This window comes from Candidatus Limnocylindrales bacterium (assembly GCA_035626395.1).
Lineage (GTDB): Bacteria > Desulfobacterota > Binatia > UBA1149 > CAITLU01 > DASPNH01.
This window is the reverse complement of record DASPNR010000007.1, coordinates 34,536-47,826: the sequence shown is the minus strand read 5'-3', so window position 1 is coordinate 47,826 and position 13,291 is coordinate 34,536. Positions and strand designations below refer to the sequence as shown.

Below are 13,291 nucleotides of genomic sequence, written 5' to 3'. Positions count from 1 at the left end.
CCCGGCGAGGCGGCGTCCAGGTGAAGGCACGCCAGGTGCAACGCGGCGCCGGCGGCGATCCATCGATGCGGTCGAGGAAGCGCCGACGCAGGCGTCGGTGGTTGGTCATCCGCCGATCCCTCGCTAGAGTACGCGGAGTGGTGCTCCGTCACGTCTTCCATTTCCTCGTCGTCATTGCCGACGCTGCGGCAGGTCCCGTCTGCCGTAGCTGCGTGGCTGCCTGAACGGACGGACGGGAAGATGGCCACGGCATCCACCGAGACGCAATCCCGCGATCTTTCGATCGAGATCGCCAAGCTGTCCTCCCGTCGCGGACTGCTCGAGGAATCGCGGCAGATCCTGGTGGGACTGAGCCTGGTGGCTGCCGACTGGCTGACGCTGTGCGCGTGTCTGCTCCTGGTGTGGTCGGTCCGAACGGTTGCGCTGCCGCTGCTCTTTCCGTCGCTACCGCATCTGTACGAGCTGAGTTTCTACTTCCGAGGCTTGTACTTCTTTGCGCCGTGGCTGGTCGCACTGGCGGCGGCGCGCCTGTACTCGCGTCACAGCAACTTCTGGGATGAGGTGCGTGCCGTCGTCCGTGCCAGCACATGGGGCACCGTCATGGTCGTGGTCCTTGGCTTCACCGAGAACGTGGAGCGCGAGGTGGCCAGAACCCTCATCGGCAGTCTCTGGATCGTCTCCCTGCCGGCCCTGACGCTGTCACGATACTGCCTGAAAAAGGGGCTGGCGCGTGCCGGCCTCTGGTGTCGCAAGGTGCTCGTAGTGGGCACCGGCGACGCGGCCGTCGACGTGGCGAACGGGCTCAAGAATGACATCACGCTGGGCTACGAGCCCGTCGCCTTCGTTGCCGACGACATCCGCCGGGCGGTGGCGCCGGCCGACCGATCGCTGCCGGTTCTCGGGCCGTACGACGCGCTGCCGGGCCTCCTCGACACACTGAGCGTCCGGGACGTCGTCATCGCGATTCCCGATGCCAGCGGGGACTTGCTGTCCCGGATCGTGTCGCTGTGCGAGGGGCGCGTGGACTCGCTTCGAGTGATGCCGGCGTCCATCGGAATGGCGGTCATCGACATCGAGACCGAGACCATCGGCGCCAATCTCCTGATCTCGATGCGATCGAACTTGGCGCGGCCGAGCAACCTGATCATCAAGCGCATAACGGATATCCTTGGAGCCACCGTATTGCTGGTGCCCGCTGCTCCGATCCTACTGTTGATCGCACTGCTGATCCGGTTGGACAGCAGGGGACCCGCGTTCTACGTGCAGGAGCGGGTGGGACGACATGGGCGCCTGTTCCGCTGTTTCAAGTTTCGAACGATGTTCACCGATGCCGACCAGCGGTTGGACGACCACCTCCGGGATGACGCCGTAGCCCGCGAGGAATGGCGGCATTTCAAGAAGCTCAAGACGCGTGATCCACGTGTCACGCGGGTCGGCCGCTATCTGCGGCGGCTGAGTCTGGACGAGCTTCCGCAACTCGGTAACGTACTGCTCGGCGACATGAGCCTGGTAGGTCCGAGACCGTACATCCAGCACGAACTGCATGGCCTCGAGGACAAATTTCGCACGATTCTTCTTGCTTGGCCCGGCATCACCGGCTTGTGGCAGGTCAGCGGGCGTAATGAGCTGACGCTGATTCAGCGGATGCGGCTGGACGAGTACTACGTTCGCAACTGGTCGCTGTGGCTGGACCTGCAGATCCTTTTGCGCACCTTCGGCGCGTTGGCAAAATCGGACGGCGCGTACTGACGATGGCCACGGCGACCAAGGCCGCCGCCGTGCCGTACGCGACACGTGTGATCGTCGGGACACGCGTGGATGCGGTCACCAGCGAGAACGTGGCCGAGCTCGCCTTTTCCTGGGCCGACGAGCGCATCGGCCGATACGTCTGCGTGTGTACCGTCCACATGGTGATGGAAGGGTACGATGATCCCGCCTTTCAGGACGTCGTCAACGGCGCCGACCTGGTGACTGCCGATGGCGTTCCGCTCGTGTGGTGTCTGCGTCTGCTCGGCCTGCGGGACGCCACGCGCGTACACGGACCGTGGCTGCTGCCCTTTCTGTGCGAGCAGGCGGCTCGCCGGGGTGTGCCCGTCGGCTTCTACGGCGGCGAAGACGATGTCATGCGCGATCTGCTTGCAGAGTTGCGCCGTCGCGCGCCGGGGCTTCAAATCGCGTATAGCTATTGCCCGCCGTTTCGCCCACTGACGGCGGAAGAGGACGCTGCGGTCGTCGCGGACATCCGTAGCTCCGGCGCGCGTATCCTTTTCGTCGGGCTCGGCTGCCCCCGGCAGGAACGCTGGATGGCCCAGCATCGATCCAGACTCGATATTGTCATGCTCGGCGTCGGGGCCGCGTTCGATTTCGTCTCCGGCCACAAGCGAGAGGCGCCGATGTGGATGCAGCAGCTCGGTCTCGGCTGGTTGTTCCGTCTGCTGTGCGAGCCGCGCCGGCTGTGGCGGCGCTACGTTCAGCACAATCCGCGCTTCGTAGCGCTGTTCGTGCGTCAGCTCATGCAGCAGCGGCGGCTGCACGGTTGAACGACCAAGAGCAGCGCGGCAACAGTCGCACTGCCGATCAATCCATCACCACACCATCGCGGAAATTCGAACGCCCCATGGCTTGGCTCCATCTCGAGTCTCGGCATCGAGAATCTGGACGGTGACGTCGCCCGGCACGACCGGCGTCGCCGCGTCGAAAGCACACCATGCCAGCGAAGCGGGCCCGTCGATGCTTTGGCCGTCTGACGTGAAACTCAGGTCCAGCGTGCCTGCGCCTGACTCAGTGAAGGTGAACGCCGCCTGCGGCCGCAGCCCCTCGCATTGCAGCGCATGATCGTGCTCGGCCAGCTCCCCGTGTGTGCTGGTGTAGTCGATACGGAATGCCGCAGTCGCCAAGGATTCCGCCGACTCCAGGCGAATCATGACACCGCGCGGAGGCGCACATCCCAGACGAACAGGTAAGGCGACTGCGGCAGACAGCACGGCAAACGTATCTCTGGCCGTGATTCGTGCATCGCCACTGACATCGCACACCCATGGCGGGCACCGAACGTCGCTGCCGACGGCCGACGCAAGGATCAGGAGGGCATCGCCTGCGGTGATGACATCATCGTCGATCGCGTCGGCGCAGTCGCGTACGGGGTGCCCCGCCGCGCCCAGGGATTTAATGCGGAACTCGTGGCCTGTGCTGCCTGGATTCGTGGTCGATAGCAGTTCGAACCGCACCCGGTGCGCGGCAGCATTGCTGACCCAGGGGAAGAGCTCGACGCGCAGGAAACGGCCCCAGGTCATTGGAGTCCAGCCATCGAGCACCATTGGAGCGTCGCCATCGATGGTCGCGACGGCCATTCCCATGGGACCCTTTCGCGCATGCTGGACGACGGCTACGACGTTGCCTTCGATCTCGAACTCGACGCGGCTGCCGGGCTCGTCGGTTACCCATGCATCCGCATCTGCGTCGTACCACCAGCCGTCGTTAGCTTCTGGCGTCAACGCTGCAGCATCGAACAGTACCGTTCTTTCGTACGTGTCGGTGAACAGCGGCGGCGGTACGGGGTTCACTTCAGGAAAGATGTCTGTAGCCGGCAGGCCGGCTGCGACCTCGCTCAGAACGGCGATGATGAAGGATGCCGCGTAGGCGTGGCCCGTATCGTTCGGATGCGCAACGTCAGAAGCGATCTCTTCCCATTGTATGTGCCCATTTTCGAGCTCGGGTCGAAAGGCATCAGCATAGCTCACCATCGGAAGACGGTAATGCGCGCCCACCTCGGCATGCCATGCTTGTGCATTGCTGGTATCTTTACGCATCATGAACAGCATCATCGCCGCCACACCTTCGTCGTGACGCAGGATCTGTCGCACCAGGCCTTCCATCGGATACCGAGACCAGACGTGGTCGCCGTCGTTGATGGCGAATTCGATGATCACGAGGTCTGGATCGTGGGAGAGCAGGTCCCGCTTCGCGCGGAGAACGGCATAATGCGTTCCGGTGGCGCCCACGCCCGCGTTGACGAATTTGACCGACGATTCGGGGAAAGCTTGCTGCCACCAGTCGGCAACGATGCGGCCATAGACGCGTTCTGGAGAGGTGGCACCGCCGCCAGCTGTAATGGAGCCGCCGATGGTTGCCACTGTCACCGGCTCGCCGCGACGAGCTTTCAGCATGGCTGCACGCAATCTTGCTGGATCGCCGACGTTGACCCGCGAGCGTTCGACGAGGGCGTCGTCGTCGGCGCCACGCGCGTCCAGCGGTGCGAAACCGACCGTAGCAATGAGTAGGCCGCCGGTCAGCCAGCCGACCCTTCGCCCGCAAAGCACGCCTCTCTCCTATTGGATGGCGGCGGCTTGGACAAGACACATCCGGAGCGGGAACCGGTGGAGCTTCGCGTGCTCGTAGGTTACAGGCACGGACCTCGGCTTCTCCTGGTCCGGGGACGCCGCGAGGACTGGCAATGTGAAAAGTGCCCTACGCCACCGCCTGGAACTGGCCGCCGCTCGCGTATGCCGCCGTCTCCTCCTTCGAACGACGCTTCAGGAAGTGCTGCACCGCGAGCAGTTCTTCTACGATGCAGCGCACTACCTGGCGTTCAACGGAATAGATGGCGACTACGTGGAGTTTGGGTGTCACGGTAGCCGCACATTCGCGATGGCCTACCACCACCTGCGCAAGCACGGCTTACCGGCGAGGCTCTGGGCGTACGATTCGTTTCAGGGACTGCCCGCACCGGGCGGGAACAAGGACGACCACCCAGGGTGGAAAGCAGGCAGGATGCGTACGGAGCTCGAGGAGTTTCATCGGCTGTGCGCGGCCCGCGGCGTACCGCGCCACGCCTATGAAGTGGTCCCCGGCTTCTACGAAGAGACCATAGGTCAGGCTGCACCGGGCGGATCACCCGAGCGGATCGCGCTGGCCTACATCGACTGCGATCTGCATTCGAGCACCGCGATCGTTCTGCGGTTCCTGGAGCCCCGACTCCGGCCGGGCATGATCGTCGCCTTCGACGACTACTTCTGCCATTCCCTCGCCGGCGCTTCGGGCGAGCGCATGGCGCTGCTCGAGTTCCTCGCCGGAAATCCCCGCTGGAACTTCCTCGCCTACATTCAGTTCGGTTGGCACGGTCAATCGTTCATCGTGGAAGACCGGGCGTCGCTGACGGCAGTGTCTCGAGATCGCGCGACATTCGAGGCGGGATAGCCGATGTGCTACACGCAAAGCCGCACGTACCGCCCGACCCACGGCGGACGGGTGGCGTGCGCGGAGGGAGCTGCACGTGATCGAAACCTTCGTCGGCTGGGTCACTTCCGCCGTCCCCGTCGAGGTTGTCGCGATGTACCGCGCGGCGCTTCGGGTCTACGGCGAGCCCTCTTTCTTCGGGTTGGTCGCCGTGGTCCTGCTCCTCGAACGCGTCAGGCCGGCCATTAAGGAGCAGCGGGTCTTCTCGGCCGGTTTCGCGCAGGACTTTGTCTGGTTCAACCTGGACGGGCTCTTCAAGCTCGCGGTATTGCCTGCTTACATGGGACTGCTGAAGACGATCTACGATCGTGTCACAGGCGGCTTCGCGTTCACGGCAAGTGATGCCTGGCCGGTGGCGGTGACGGCGTTGGTGGCATTCCTGCTCTCGGATTTCCTTGCCTGGATTCATCACTTCGTGCGCCACCACGTCCCAGCCCTGTGGCACTTTCACGTCATCCATCATTCGCAGCGGCAGATGAATCTTTTCACCGACAACCGTCAGCACTGGGTGGAGTATCTGGTGGCGACCTCCATCACGTTCGTTCCTCTCTTCCTGTTCCCTCTCGACCATCCGCTGACGGTCACTATTGCGACGCTCCAGCTCTGGTACACGCGACTCATTCACGCAAATGTGCGAACCAATTTCGGGCCGCTCAAGTACGTTCTGGTCACGCCGCAATCCCACCGCATCCATCATTCGATCGAGCTGCAGCACCGCGACCGTAACTTCGGTGTCGTTCTGAGCATATGGGATCGGATGTTCGGAACGCTGCATCCGAACTACGACGAGTATCCTGCCACCGGCGTCGACGGCGTGGACTTCCGGCCTGCTTCGCTGCGCTCGCCATCGTCGTGGGTCGTCAGCTTCTGGGAACAGGCGATATATCCCGTGCGGCAGCTCGTCGGACTGCGAAGAGGAACCTAGCGGCACGGTAGAAGACGTTCGTCCATTCCCTCGCTGTGTCCGTGCGTCCCGCTGCAGTGCCCCGTGCGCAATTGACCACAAAACTTGACACCGCCCCTCCCTCCTCCTATCCCGCCCCCGTCCCTTCATGCCTGCGAGACGCTCATTCATCGCCGGTGTAACCGGCCAGAACGGCTCCTGTCTTGCGGGGCTCGTTTTCGAAAAGGGCCTTGAAATGAGCGGCTCCGTGCGCCGCACCAGCTCGATGGGACGCAACCGCATCGACCATCGGGACGAGGCGACCATCCCGCATCACACGCGCTGCCGCCTGCACTACCGCAACCTCAGCGACGCCTCGCGCAGGCCTCCCGCCAGCGGGGATCTGCCCGTTGGCGACTGCACCATGGGGCGTCAGGTGCTAGGGGGGGCTCCCGACGTGACGTTTGCGGGCTTGGCGCGGTTCATGGCCGAACTCGACCTGGAACGGGTGAAGCAAGACGCGGCCCCGCCGCACGAGCAGGAGCAATGACCAAGGTTCTAGTCACCGGCGGCGGCGGTTTCATCGGCCATCATCTGATCAAGCGTCTCAAGCGCGAGGGCTTCTGGGTTCGCGGCGTCGACATCAAGGCCCCGGAGTTCGAGGCCACGGCTGCCGACGAGTTCGAGCTTCTCGACCTGCGGCGATGGGAAAACTGCCTGCGCGCCACGCGCGGCGTCGAGCACGTCTACGCGCTGGCGGCCGACATGGGCGGCATGGGTTTCATCTCGGCCAATCACGCCCAGATCCTCCACAACAACTCGCTCATCAACATCCACACGCTGGACGCGGCGCGCGAGAACGGCGTCCGGCGCTACCTCTACACCTCGAGCGCCTGCGTCTACCCGCAGGGCCTGCAGACGGATGCCGCCGTGGTGCCGCTCAAGGAGAGCGATGCCTATCCTGCCGACCCTCAGGACGCGTACGGCTGGGAGAAGCTGGTGACCGAGCGGCTGTGCACGCACTATCGCGAGGACTACGGCATCGCCACGCGCATCGTCCGCTTCCACAACATCTACGGGCCGCTCGGCACCTGGGAAGGCGGTCGCGAGAAGGCTCCGGCAGCGATCTGCCGGAAGGTGGCCGAAGCCCACGACGGCGGCACGATCGAGGTCTGGGGCGACGGCGAACAGACGCGCTCGTTCTGCTACATCGACGACTGCATCGAAGGCATCCGCCGCCTGATGGACTCCGACTTCGCCGAGCCGCTCAACCTCGGCAGCGACGAGATGGTCAGCATCAACGAGCTGGTCGCGATCGTGTCGGGAGTCGCCGGAAAGAAGATCGACATCCGACACGTCGAAGGGCCCATGGGCGTGCGCGGCCGCAACTCGGACAACAGCCTGTGCCGTCAGGTTCTCGGCTGGGAGCCGCAGACGCGCCTGGCGCAGGGACTCGCTACGACCTACGCCTGGATCAACGAGCAGGTCGCGCGCAAGAGCAGCATGTAGGGCGTCGATGGACGCCGATCCGCGCACGCTGTGGCAGCGCGCAAGGTTCGAGGTGCGCGTGGCGCTCGACCGCGTTCCCGGCATCTTCGCTGCACAGATGGCGCTGCGCGGGCATCGCGAGCTCGTGGCCGGCCCCGGCACCGACATCGTCATCGAAGGCTTTCCGCGCTCCGCCAACACCTACGCCGTTGCCGCCTTCGCCTACGCGCAGCCGTCGCCGCCGCGCATCGCCCGCCATCTGCACGCGCCGGCGCAGCTCGCGCTGGCGCATCGGTACGGTCTGCCGGCCCTGCTGCTGATCCGGCCCGTGCCCGATCCGGTGCTCTCGGTCGTCATTCGCGAGCAGTATCTGACCGTCGAGCGGGCGCTTCGCTGGTACGTGGAATTCCATGAGGCGCTGCTGCCGCTGCGATCCGCGTTCGTCGTTGCCACGTTCGACGACGTTCTGCATCGCTTCGGCAGCGTCATCGACGGCGTCAACGCGCGCTTCGGCACCACGTTCGCAAGGTACGAGGCGACCGCGCAGGCCGAGGCCATCGTGCAGAAGCGGGTCGAGCAGATGGAGCGCGAGGATTCCGGCAGCAGCGAGATCCGGGAACGGGCCGTCGCCAGGCCCTCGCGGTTTCGCAGCCGGCTGAAGGAGGAGCTGACCGCGGCGTATCAGGCGCCCGACCTCGCCTCGCTTCGCGAGGCTGCCGCACGGGTGTACACACAGCTCGCACGCTGATGGGGGGCCTCTCGCTTGCCGGTCGCGGCGCTGCTAACTGATGGACATGGTCATCCGCTCGGCCACCTCGCGACGCCGCCTCCGGATCGCCTTCGATCGGGGCATTCGCCCATCCAGCCATCTTCCGACCATCGCGCGCACACCGACGCCCGGTGATGCCGCGACGCCTCTCGCCTGAACATGGGCGAGAGCAGCTACAAGATCCTCTACATCGCAGGAATCGGCCGCAACGGCGGCACCATCATCGATCGCATTCTCGGACACGTCCCCGGCTTCGTCTCCACCGGCGAGCTGCGCTTCATCTGGCTCAAGGGCGTTCTGCGAAACGAGCTGTGCAACTGCGGCGAGCCCTTCCGCAACTGCTGGTTCTGGAAGCTGGTGGCCGAGCGTGCCTTCGGCGGCATGACGCCCGAGAACGCCCATCGCCTTCTCGAGCTTTCCGAGCAGCTCGATCGCAGCCGCTATGCGCCGCAGTGGCTGTGGCGCAGCCACGTCGAGCCGTTTTCGGCGCGCGCGGTCGCCTACGCCATCGCGCTGCGCTCCCTGCACGACGCCATCGCCTCGGTCTCCGGCGCGCGCGTGATCGTGAACTCCTCGAAGTTTGCCGGCTACGGCTTCGCGCTGATCGCGGCGCAGGCCGCGCCCGTCTACGTGCTGCACCTGATCCGCGACAGCCGCGCCACCGCCTACTCCTGGAGCAAGAAGATCCTCAAGCCCGAAGCGCCTGGCGAGGATCAGTACATGCGCCAGTACAAGTCGGCCAGCGCCGCCATGCAGTGGAACTACCGCAACGCCACCGCCGAGCTGCTCAAGCTTCGTGCTGCGGCATACCGGCGCGTGCGGTACGAGGATTTCGCCTCGCAGCCGGCCGCCGTCATCACCGACATCGTCGAATGGCTGGGCGAACCGTCACCCGCCGAGCCGTTCGTCGATGCCCACACTGTCGAGCTCGGCGAGACGCACACGCAGTCCGGCAACCCGTCGCGCTTTCGCAGCGGCCGCATCCCCATCGTTCCGGACAACGAGTGGCTGGAACGCATGCCGCTGCCCAACCGCGCGCTCGTCACCGGCCTGACGGCGCCGTGGCTGGCGCGCTACGGTTACCTTTCCGTCGCTGACCGCTGATTCGGTCATTCCATGCACGGCGTTGTTCCCGGCAAGTGACCATGTTACGTGACTACTATGGCGAGCGTTCCAAAATCCGAGCTCAAGGCGAAGGCGCTTCAGTACTTTCGGCAAGTAGAGAAAACGGGCCAGGAGCTGATCGTTACCGATCGTGGCAAGCCGGTGCTGAAGATCGTGCCCTATCGCGACGAGCCGAAGGTGGCGACGCAATCACTGAAGGGAAGCGTCATTGCCTATTCCGATCCCACCGATCCGATCGGTGTGGATGATTGGGAGTCCCTGCAGTGACTGTGCTCGACACTCACGCATGGGTCTGGTGGGTGTCGGAATCGGACGCCATTCCAAAACGCCTCACGAAACGCCTTCACGATGAAGGCGCGCAGGGCAGACTTTTCGTCTCGTCGATCAGCACGTGGGAGGTCGCACTTCTCGTCAAGAGCGGTCGCCTGCGGCTGACGATGGACGTGGCTGAGTGGATTGCGAAGACCGAGGCGTTGCCCGCTGTTCAGTTCGTTCCTGTGGACAATAACATTGCGCTGAAGTCCGTAACGTTGCCGGGCACGTTTCACAACGACCCGGCAGACCGCATGATCGTCGCCACGGCCATGGTTCTGGGCGCGACGTTGGTGACGAAGGACGAGAAGATCCGCCGCTACAAGCACATCTCGTCGGTCTGGTAATCTACCCCCCCCCATCGACTTGCTCGATTCGCCTACCGCGCGATCGCCGACAACCGCGGCATCAGCGCATCGGCTATGTCGTGCGCCATCGCCTCGTTGCCTTGGCGGTTGGGATGCGGGTCGACGCGAAAGCGCGTGTACGTGCGCCTGGGCTCGATGAGCGGGATGCCGGCGCGGCCACAGATCTCGCGCAGACGATCCAGCGGCGCGCTCCAGCGCACGTCCAGGCGCAGGCTGTCGCGCATGACGAAGTCGCCGTGCTTGTCGGTGCGCAGGCGGCGCGTGGCCAGATTGTGCTCGCGCTTGCCCGCCTCGCCCTCCTCGGAGAACACGTACAGCTCGGCGCCTGCAGCTTGCGTGCGCTTCTTCATCTCCACCAGCAGCGCTTCCAGCAGGCGCCACGCCTCCTGCAGCGCCTCGCTGCCCTTGTCGCTGCCATAGAGGAAGAAAGGGTCGCCCGCGTCCAGGAGCGGCGACTGACCGGGAAGAGGCGGCGCCTTGGCATAATCGCGCGACTGCCTGGCACCGCCGCGTCGCAGACGCGTCCACACGTTGCCGGCGTAGTAGCCGAGCGCAGTCCTGTTCACCGCGTTGCGCAGGCGGTCCTCGAGCGGAATCACCGAGCGCGGCGTCAGCTCGACGCGCCGCAAGCGATCGCCCTCGAGTTCGTACCGGAACGTCTTGTACCACTCCATCCGGTCTTCGGAGATGAAGCCGTTGGGCGAGACGTTGTTGAGGACGTCGTTGCCGCAGAACTGGTAGATGACGATGTCGGGATCGTAGGACAGGCCCTCCACCGTCAGCGCCTCCAGCTGCTGATCGGTTCCCCAGCCGCCGACCGCCAGCGTGATGACCTCGACCTGGGACAGTCCGCGCTCGGCGAGCAGCGCTTCCAGGCGCCGCGTGTAGAGCTGCTCGAGCGGAACGAAGCCCCAGGTATGGGAGTCGCCCAACACGAGCACGCGCACCACGCCCGGCGGCTTTTCGCGCTGGTGATCGACGTCCTTCCAGCCCTCGCGGTTGGTGCGCACGCGGAAGCGCTCGCCGGTGTCCGGATCGGTGGCCACGAACTCGCGCTCGGGGGGCCAGGCCCAGCCGTAATGCCGGGCCTTGGGCGCGTGAATGGTCGCGGTGGCGTTGTTGGGCGGCGGCGCCAGCTTCTGCAGCGCCAGCTCGGCGACGACCACCAAGGCTCCGGCGAAGCTCATCGCCAGCAGGACTTTTCGGATCATGACGCGGCCAACCGCGAGATGACCGCGTCGGCGATCTCCAGGCCGCGCTCGGTCAGGCGCACGGCCGATCCCTCCCGCACCAGCAGCCCGCCCTCGATCATCTCTCCCGTCCGCGGCGCCGCCGCCTCGAGCGTGACGCCGAAGCGCTGGCGCAGATCGTCTTCGTCGATTCCGCAGCTCAGGCGCAGGCCGACCATCAGATACTCGGCCACCGCCATGTCCCGCGTCAGCTCTTCCGCGCTGGCGTGCCAGCAGCCGCGGCCGGCGGACATGTACGCCTCGGGGATGCGCTTGTTCGCGTAGCGCCGGCCCCAGTCGCGATGCCCGCGCCCGTCGCCCGCCGCGAAGCCGTGCGCCCCGGCGCCAAGGCCGAGATAGTCGCGCCAGGTCCAGTACGCCAGGTTGTGCCGCGCCTGGCGCCGAGGCCGCGCGAAGTTGGAGACCTCGTACTGGGCATAGCCGGCGGCGGCCAGCTCGCAGCGCGCGAGACGAAACATCTCGAGCTCGGTCTCCTCTTCGGCCGGCACGAGCAGCCCCGCCTTCTTCAGGCCGGTCATGGGCGTGCCATCCTCGTAGGTCAGGTTGTAGGCCGAGACGTGGTCGGGCCCGAGCTCGACCAGGCGCCGCAGATCGGCTGCCCAGTCGGCAACGGTCTGGCCGGGGATCGCGAAGATCAGGTCGCACGAAAGGTTTTGGAAACCGGCCTGGCGCGCCGCGGCCACGGCATCGACCGTGTCCTGCGGCGAGTGGATGCGGCCGAGCGTCATCAGATGGCGCGGCTCGAAGCTCTGAGCACCGAAGCTGATGCGGTCTATGCCGCAGGCGCGAAAGCCGCCGAGCCTGGCGGCCGCACTACCCTCGAAGCTGCCGGGATTGGCTTCCATGGTGATCTCGGCATCGGCCTCCAGGCCCCACATGCGATCGAAGTCCTCGAGCAGCGAGCCGAGCGACTGCGGCGAGAACAGCGACGGCGTGCCGCCGCCGAAAAAGACCGTGGCCACGCGCCGGCCGCTCCAGCAGGGGTCGTCGGAGGCGTGCTCGGCCTCGCGCCGCAGCGCCGCCACGTAGCGCTCCTCGGGAAAGCGGGCCACCGCGTAGGTGTTGAAGTCGCAGTAGGGGCACTTCCGTACGCAGTACGGAAGGTGGACGTAGATGGAGAAGGATGGACGCATGGGTCGCCGAAGGTGCCAGGCACCTTCGGATGACCCATGCGCCGAGCTTTGTCAGGTCAGGAGAAGGCGACCGCCACCTTTTCCATCACGCGTACCGTCGAACGAGCCCCACCACGGCGCCGCGGATCTCGAGGTTCCCGTCTCGAACGAAGATGGGCTTGAAGTCCGGGTTCGAGGGCTGCAGCCGGATGCTGCCGTCACCCTCTCGATAGTAGCGCTTGACCGTGGCCTCGCCGTCGATGCTGGCCACGACCACGTCACCGTTGGATGGATCGGGCCTCTGTTCGACCACGATCACATCCCCGTCGAGGATGCCCTCGTCGACCATCGAGTTGCCCGTGACTTTCAGGGCGTAGGTGTCGCGCTTGCGCACGAGCGTCTCGGGAACCTCGATCGTCTGGTCGGTCTCGACCTGCTCGTTGGGCGGGCCGGCAGCCACCGAGCCCAGAAGCGGAAGCCGCACCGCCCGCGAGCGGCGGCGCTCATCGACGATCTCGATGGCGCGGCTGTGGTTCCACTTCCGGCGAATGAGGCCCTTGGCTTCCAAGTTGGAGAGGTGCTTGTGAACGGTTGCCATGGAGCGCAAATCGAACTGCGCTCCGACTTCTTCGAGAGTCGGGGCGTAGCCCTTCTCCCGGATGCTTTCTTCGATGTAGTCGAAGATCTCTTTCTGTCGCTTCGTGAGCGTCGCCATCTTCCAGCCTCCTAAAGCCTCTCCCCAGAGACAC

The 13,291-nt window shown here is 65.3% G+C and carries 14 protein-coding genes; 10 read left to right on the top strand and 4 right to left on the bottom strand.

All coding sequences use genetic code 11. From position 1 onward, the window contains the following. Positions 1-174 precede the first annotated feature (174 nt). Both VEC57_03555 and VEC57_03550 read left to right on the top strand, forming a co-directional pair. A complete protein-coding gene (locus VEC57_03555) occupies positions 175-1,749 on the top strand; it encodes a sugar transferase (GenBank protein HYB98190.1) in 1,575 nt (524 codons plus the stop codon). 2 nt (positions 1,750-1,751) lie between these two features. Beyond that, positions 1,752-2,540: a WecB/TagA/CpsF family glycosyltransferase gene (locus tag VEC57_03550; protein HYB98189.1), complete on the top strand. Its 789-nt coding sequence runs from the start codon at positions 1,752-1,754 to the stop codon at positions 2,538-2,540. A gap of 45 nt (positions 2,541-2,585) precedes the next feature. Here the strand turns inward: VEC57_03550 and VEC57_03545 are convergent, their stop codons facing one another. After that, the gene (locus tag VEC57_03545; GenBank protein HYB98188.1) at positions 2,586-4,319 is read right to left on the bottom strand and encodes an SGNH/GDSL hydrolase family protein; all 1,734 of its coding nucleotides are present in this window, start codon (positions 4,317-4,319) and stop codon (positions 2,586-2,588) included. 220 nt (positions 4,320-4,539) lie between these two features. On the opposite strand from VEC57_03545, the gene VEC57_03540 reads away from it, so the two are divergent. From VEC57_03540 to VEC57_03505, 8 genes are all read left to right on the top strand, one after another. Then, the gene (locus VEC57_03540) at positions 4,540-5,196 is read left to right on the top strand and encodes a TylF/MycF/NovP-related O-methyltransferase (protein HYB98187.1); all 657 of its coding nucleotides are present in this window, start codon (positions 4,540-4,542) and stop codon (positions 5,194-5,196) included. 76 nt (positions 5,197-5,272) lie between these two features. Further along, positions 5,273-6,160 carry a sterol desaturase family protein gene (locus VEC57_03535; GenBank protein ID HYB98186.1) on the top strand — a complete coding sequence of 296 codons (888 nt, stop codon included), beginning with the start codon at positions 5,273-5,275 and terminating at the stop codon, positions 6,158-6,160. A gap of 127 nt (positions 6,161-6,287) precedes the next feature. Beyond that, positions 6,288-6,668 carry a GDP-mannose 4,6-dehydratase gene (locus VEC57_03530; GenBank protein ID HYB98185.1) on the top strand — a complete coding sequence of 127 codons (381 nt, stop codon included), beginning with the start codon at positions 6,288-6,290 and terminating at the stop codon, positions 6,666-6,668. Further along, positions 6,665-7,627, top strand: coding sequence for an NAD-dependent epimerase/dehydratase family protein (locus VEC57_03525; protein ID HYB98184.1), 963 nt, complete (start codon positions 6,665-6,667; stop codon positions 7,625-7,627). The genes VEC57_03530 and VEC57_03525 overlap by 4 nt, the downstream gene beginning before the upstream one ends. A 7-nt stretch (positions 7,628-7,634) precedes the next feature. Then, positions 7,635-8,354, top strand: coding sequence for a hypothetical protein (locus tag VEC57_03520; protein HYB98183.1), 720 nt, complete (start codon positions 7,635-7,637; stop codon positions 8,352-8,354). A 180-nt stretch (positions 8,355-8,534) separates the two neighbouring features. Then, positions 8,535-9,479, top strand: coding sequence for a sulfotransferase (locus tag VEC57_03515; protein ID HYB98182.1), 945 nt, complete (start codon positions 8,535-8,537; stop codon positions 9,477-9,479). A gap of 57 nt (positions 9,480-9,536) precedes the next feature. Then, a complete protein-coding gene (locus VEC57_03510; protein ID HYB98181.1) occupies positions 9,537-9,767 on the top strand; it encodes a type II toxin-antitoxin system Phd/YefM family antitoxin in 231 nt (76 codons plus the stop codon). Continuing rightward, positions 9,764-10,159 (top strand): type II toxin-antitoxin system VapC family toxin, encoded by a 396-nt coding sequence (locus VEC57_03505; protein HYB98180.1) that lies wholly within the window; start codon positions 9,764-9,766, stop codon positions 10,157-10,159. Before VEC57_03510 ends, VEC57_03505 begins: the two co-directional genes overlap by 4 nt. A 32-nt stretch (positions 10,160-10,191) precedes the next feature. Here the strand turns inward: VEC57_03505 and VEC57_03500 are convergent, their stop codons facing one another. From VEC57_03500 to lexA, 3 genes are all read right to left on the bottom strand, one after another. Next, complete coding sequence (locus VEC57_03500) at positions 10,192-11,391, bottom strand: SGNH/GDSL hydrolase family protein (GenBank protein HYB98179.1); 1,200 nt, start codon at positions 11,389-11,391, stop codon at positions 10,192-10,194. Then, positions 11,388-12,563 carry a radical SAM family heme chaperone HemW gene (gene hemW / locus VEC57_03495; protein ID HYB98178.1) on the bottom strand — a complete coding sequence of 392 codons (1,176 nt, stop codon included), beginning with the start codon at positions 12,561-12,563 and terminating at the stop codon, positions 11,388-11,390. Before hemW ends, VEC57_03500 begins: the two co-directional genes overlap by 4 nt. Positions 12,564-12,648: 85 nt before the next feature. After that, positions 12,649-13,257: a transcriptional repressor LexA gene (lexA, locus tag VEC57_03490; GenBank protein HYB98177.1), complete on the bottom strand. Its 609-nt coding sequence runs from the start codon at positions 13,255-13,257 to the stop codon at positions 12,649-12,651. Positions 13,258-13,291: the final 34 nt, after the last annotated feature.

Excerpts from the sequence above, each read along its gene's own strand:
- VEC57_03515 (HYB98182.1), top strand. The coding sequence starts at position 8,535 with ATGGGCGAGAGCAGCTACAAGATCCTCTACATCGCAGGAATCGGCCGC.
- VEC57_03500 (HYB98179.1), bottom strand. The coding sequence starts at position 11,391 with ATGATCCGAAAAGTCCTGCTGGCGATGAGCTTCGCCGGAGCCTTGGTG.
- lexA (HYB98177.1), bottom strand. The coding sequence starts at position 13,257 with ATGGCGACGCTCACGAAGCGACAGAAAGAGATCTTCGACTACATCGAA.
- VEC57_03525 (HYB98184.1), top strand. The coding sequence starts at position 6,665 with ATGACCAAGGTTCTAGTCACCGGCGGCGGCGGTTTCATCGGCCATCAT.
- hemW (HYB98178.1), bottom strand. The coding sequence starts at position 12,563 with ATGCGTCCATCCTTCTCCATCTACGTCCACCTTCCGTACTGCGTACGG.
- VEC57_03530 (HYB98185.1), top strand. The coding sequence starts at position 6,288 with ATGCCTGCGAGACGCTCATTCATCGCCGGTGTAACCGGCCAGAACGGC.
- VEC57_03510 (HYB98181.1), top strand. The coding sequence starts at position 9,537 with ATGGCGAGCGTTCCAAAATCCGAGCTCAAGGCGAAGGCGCTTCAGTAC.
- VEC57_03550 (HYB98189.1), top strand. The coding sequence starts at position 1,752 with ATGGCCACGGCGACCAAGGCCGCCGCCGTGCCGTACGCGACACGTGTG.
- VEC57_03520 (HYB98183.1), top strand. The coding sequence starts at position 7,635 with ATGGACGCCGATCCGCGCACGCTGTGGCAGCGCGCAAGGTTCGAGGTG.